This is a genomic window from bacterium, from assembly GCA_040753555.1.
Classification (GTDB): Bacteria; UBA9089; UBA9088; order UBA9088; family UBA9088; genus JBFLYE01.
In genome coordinates, this window is sequence record JBFMDZ010000178.1 from 1 (window position 1) to 4,251 (window position 4,251).

The 4,251-nt window shown below is 37.4% G+C and carries 6 protein-coding genes; all 6 read left to right on the forward strand.

What is annotated here, in order from left to right; all coding sequences use genetic code 11:
• The first annotated feature begins 133 nt into the window (after positions 1 to 133).
• The 6 genes from AB1630_10755 to AB1630_10780 all read left to right on the forward strand — a co-directional run bounded on the left by AB1630_10755 (position 134) and on the right by AB1630_10780 (position 3,999).
• The gene (locus AB1630_10755; GenBank protein MEW6104270.1) at positions 134 to 616 is read left to right on the forward strand and encodes an ORF6N domain-containing protein; all 483 of its coding nucleotides are present in this window, start codon (positions 134 to 136) and stop codon (positions 614 to 616) included.
• Positions 617 to 913: 297 nt separating this feature from the next.
• A complete protein-coding gene (locus AB1630_10760) occupies positions 914 to 1,606 on the forward strand; it encodes a DUF2723 domain-containing protein (protein MEW6104271.1) in 693 nt (230 codons plus the stop codon).
• Between the two features lie 27 nt (positions 1,607 to 1,633).
• On the forward strand, positions 1,634 to 3,067 hold the full coding sequence (locus AB1630_10765) for a tetratricopeptide repeat protein (protein ID MEW6104272.1): 1,434 nt from the start codon (positions 1,634 to 1,636) through the stop codon (positions 3,065 to 3,067).
• Positions 3,064 to 3,501 carry a hypothetical protein gene (locus tag AB1630_10770; GenBank protein MEW6104273.1) on the forward strand — a complete coding sequence of 146 codons (438 nt, stop codon included), beginning with the start codon at positions 3,064 to 3,066 and terminating at the stop codon, positions 3,499 to 3,501. Before AB1630_10765 ends, AB1630_10770 begins: the two co-directional genes overlap by 4 nt.
• Positions 3,494 to 3,742 carry a hypothetical protein gene (locus tag AB1630_10775; protein ID MEW6104274.1) on the forward strand — a complete coding sequence of 83 codons (249 nt, stop codon included), beginning with the start codon at positions 3,494 to 3,496 and terminating at the stop codon, positions 3,740 to 3,742. The genes AB1630_10770 and AB1630_10775 overlap by 8 nt, the downstream gene beginning before the upstream one ends.
• On the forward strand, positions 3,739 to 3,999 hold the full coding sequence (locus AB1630_10780) for a hypothetical protein (GenBank protein MEW6104275.1): 261 nt from the start codon (positions 3,739 to 3,741) through the stop codon (positions 3,997 to 3,999). Before AB1630_10775 ends, AB1630_10780 begins: the two co-directional genes overlap by 4 nt.
• Positions 4,000 to 4,251 lie beyond the last annotated feature (252 nt).

Sequence of the window (4,251 nt, forward strand, 5' to 3'; positions counted from 1 at the left end):
AATGATATTGGACATTGGAAATTGGACATTTTTTTGACATTTGAACTTGGGATTTGGGATTTATTATAGAATGGATGAATTTTAAAACAGCCAAACATATAAAATACGATATACTGAATAGTTACTAGAGAGGATAGAAGGCAAGATTCTTTTTGTAAGAGGACTAAAGGTTATGCTTGATAGAGACCTGGCAGAGCTTTATGGGGTAACTACTGGCAATCTAAATAAGGCTGTAAAGAGAAATTTAGGCAGATTTCCTTTGGATTTTATGTTTCAATTGACTAAGGAGGAATTTAATGACTTGATCTTCCATTTTGGAATATCAAGATGGGGTGGAACAAGGAAGCTTCCTTATGCCTTTACAGAGAATGGCGTAGCTATGTTATCATCTGTGCTTAATAGTGAAAGGGCAATTTCTGTAAATATTCAAATTATGAGGGTCTTTACAAAGATAAGGCAAATGGTAGCAAGCAATGAAGAATTAAGGAAAAGGATTGAGGCTATGGAAAGAAAACATGAGAAATATGACCAGCAGTTTAAGATTGTCTTTGATGCTATAAAAAGCTTGTTAGCCATACCAGCTAAAGAGGTAAAGAAGATAGGGTTTAGGGAATGAAGAAGGTTTTTATTTTTTGGTTTTGGAAACACGAATGAACACGAATAAACCACGAATGAACACGAATAAAGAAGGCTTTATTGTCTCGCAAAGACGCCAAGAACGCAAAGAACGCAAAAAAGATTGGGAACTTATACCCCTTATTTCCTTTGCGCCTTTGCGAGATGAAAAAGGTTTTAGGGTTTTGGAACACGAATGAGGCACGAATGAGGTACGAATGAGCACGAATTTAGTGTTAATTGGTGTTTTATTGGTGTGTATTTGTGGTTTCTCTATCTCTAAGATTTATGATATGGGATGGAAAGGTATTTAGGATTGCTGGTTTTTGTTTGTGCCTTCGGCGTATATCTTCATACCCTTACTCCAAGTGTTGGGCTTCATGATTCAGGGGAGCTTATAACCGTTGCATACACATTAGGCATTGCCCATCCCCCAGGCTATCCCCTTTATACCCTACTTGGCAAGCTTTGGACAACTATTATACCAATTGGAAGCATTGCCTTTAGGATGAATATGCAATCAGCATTATTTGCCTCCCTTGCTGTAATGATGACCTATTTTATCACCTTAAAAGTGAGCGGAAGAGCGGAGGAACGGAAGAACGGAAGAATAATTTCAAGCGTTGTTGCATCTTTGATTTTGGCCTTCTCTCCCACATTTTGGGAACAAGCAGTAATTGCTGAGAAATATACCCTAAATGCCTTCTTCTTCAGCCTGCTTGTCTTTGTTTTGCTTAAGTGGCAAGACTCCAGACTCCAGACTCCAGACTCCAGACTTCTTTATTTGTTTTCCTTTATCTTAGGCCTATCCTTCACCCACCACTTCCAGACAATCTACCTTGTCCCTGCAAGTCTTTTCTTTATCCTGGCTGTTCCCCTCTTTCAGAGGGGTGTCTGCGGAGCAGACGGGGTGTTTTTGTCGAAGTTCCACCTACCCCGTCAGGCTTCGCCTGAGGTCCCTTCAAGGAAGGGGAATAAACTCAAAACTTAAAGATCAAAACTCAAAACTCTTTTAACAATGGCTTTTCTCTTTCTCCTTCCCCTTACCCTATGGCTATATCTCCCTATCCGCTCAAGCATGCACCCTCCCCTTAACTGGGGCTGCCCTGATAACTGGCAAAGGTTTGTTGAGCATTTAAGTGCAAAGAGCTATCAAAGGAATGTAGTAGCATTGTCTATTGGAAGCTTAAAATCCCGAATTATCCCCCATCTTGGCTTTTTTACCCATCAATTCAATATCTGGCTCATTTTCCTTGGTCTTCTTGGCCTTATATTCCTGCTTGCAAAAAGCCCAAAACTTGGTGTATTCTTATTGTTGATGGCAATTACAAACATGCTTCTTGCTATAAGATACGACATCTCAAACATTGAGGATTATTACATCCCTTCATTTCTTATCCTTTGCCTTTTAATTGGCTACTTTCTTTTTTCTCTACTTTCTCTTTCTTCTAAACTAATCCCTATTCCCTATTCCCTAATCCCTAAAACCGCCCTCTCTCTGCTTTTTCTTATTCTTCCCATCCAGCAGTGCAAAGCAAATTACCATTCCTCCGACCACTCTGACCATTATATTGCCTATGATTATGGAAGGAATATGTTAGACCCTTTAAGAGATAAGGCTTTGGTTTTTTTGGAAGGTAGAATAGATCAACCTATCTTTTTATTTTGGTATCTTCAAAATATTGAAAATCTACGCAACGATGTGGCAGTTGTTGAGATAAACCTTTTACCTTTTCAATATTATATAAATGAACTTAAAGAAAAGTATTCTGATATAAATCTTACAAGTCCTATATATATTCAAATTATAGAGAATAATCTGAAAAATAGGCCACTTTATGTAAGGTACGATGAAAGGTTAATGGAAATGTATAAAGCTTACAGTTTAATTCCAGAAGGAATTTTTTGGAGGGTAGTAGAAAAGGTAGATGACAAAAAGGTGTATGAAGAAATCCTTACAAATAAGGTGGATTTTAAGATTAGGGAGATAAAATTTTTTGTGAAGGAAAATATTTCTCTTGAAGATAGGGGTATAATTCAAATAATCTTGCTTTATGGCCGTACTTTTGATACTAGAGGAAATTATTATGCCCTTTTCCAACAGCATAACTTGGCTATTGGAGAGTTTGAAAGAGCTATTGAACTATTAAATAAATTGGGCATGGATAAAGCAAAAAAAGAGCGTGAAGTAGCCATTGCATTTTTTATCAGTGTTCTTTATCATCTTGGCAACACCTTTCATCAGCAGGGAGATTTAGATAAGGCTATTTTTGAATTTGAAAAGGGATTAAAGTTATCTCCAGAAAATATTAACCTTCACGGTCAATTAGGGGTTGTTTATTTTGAAAAAGGCTTGAAGGATAAGGCAATAAAGAAGTTTGAGACAATTCTTAAACTTGAGCCAAATAATATCCAGGCAAGACAAAATCTTGCCATACTTAAGAAACAATGAATAAGAAACTTTTGTTTAGTTTGTTGGGTTTGCTTTTTGCAACAATTGCCCATCCCAGTTCTTACTATGGCACCTGGACCCTCGCAGGCCATCCCTATGTAATTACAGAGGATAGCTATGTGCCCTCTACCCTAACTTTAACTATTGAGCCAGGCGTAGTGGTGAAGTTTGCCGCTAATACATCGCTTACTGTTTATGGTACATTGAATGCTGTTGGAACAGAGTCTGGGACGATTACTTTTACATCGTTGAAAGATGATATTGTTGGAGATACCAATGGGGATGAAGGGGCAACATCGCCTGCGGCTGGGGATTGGAAGATGATTAAGTTTAGTGGAAGTAATGCAAAAGGGACAATAAGCTATTGTGATATTGGATATGCAAAATCCAAAATGTATCAAAAGATTAAAGAGGGTTTGAAAGGGGGTGGTTAAAATAGAAAGCGTTGCAAAAAAAGAGGTTTTGGAAGAATTAGAAAGATTGCCCGATTATGCTGTTTGTGAAGTGGCAGATTTCATCCGTTTTTTAAGGTTTAAAACAACTGAGCCTTCCCAGGCATATTTTTGGACCGAGGAATGGCAAAAGGGAGAAAATCTGGTTGATACAGCACTTCGTGAAGGCAAGTACTGTGATTTTGATGATCCAAACCAGGCTTTAGAATGGCTAAATAAATGAGATTAAGAATTCCAGAGCCTTTTAAGGATGATTATAAGGTTTTGCCTAAAGAGATAAAGAAGGTGGCGGATAAACAAATTGGTTTTTTGGCAACTAATCTTAAACATCCTTCTTTGCAGGTTCATAAGATTAAGGGAACCAAGGATAAATGGGAGGCATATGTTACTGTAAAATATAGAATGACATTTCAAATTGAGAATGATATCATAATTTTAAGAAAAATTGGGATTCATGATAAAGTATTGGAAAATCCATAAAAGATAATGAGAAAACCTTTATGCTGGCTGGTTTTGGAACACGAATGGACACGAATGAGACACGAATTTAGTGTTAATTGGTGTTTTATTGGTGTGTATTTGTGGTTTCTCTATCTCTAAGATTTATGATATGGGATGGAAAGGTATTTAGGATTGCTGGTTTTTGTTTGTGCCTTCGGCGTATATCTTCATACCCTTACTCCAAGTGTTGGGCTTCATGATTCAGGGGAGCTTATAACCGTTGCATACACA

Excerpts from the sequence above, each read along its gene's own strand:
- AB1630_10760 (MEW6104271.1), top strand. The coding sequence starts at position 914 with ATGGAAAGGTATTTAGGATTGCTGGTTTTTGTTTGTGCCTTCGGCGTA.
- AB1630_10765 (MEW6104272.1), top strand. The coding sequence starts at position 1,634 with ATGGCTTTTCTCTTTCTCCTTCCCCTTACCCTATGGCTATATCTCCCT.
- AB1630_10770 (MEW6104273.1), top strand. The coding sequence starts at position 3,064 with ATGAATAAGAAACTTTTGTTTAGTTTGTTGGGTTTGCTTTTTGCAACA.
- AB1630_10780 (MEW6104275.1), top strand. The coding sequence starts at position 3,739 with ATGAGATTAAGAATTCCAGAGCCTTTTAAGGATGATTATAAGGTTTTG.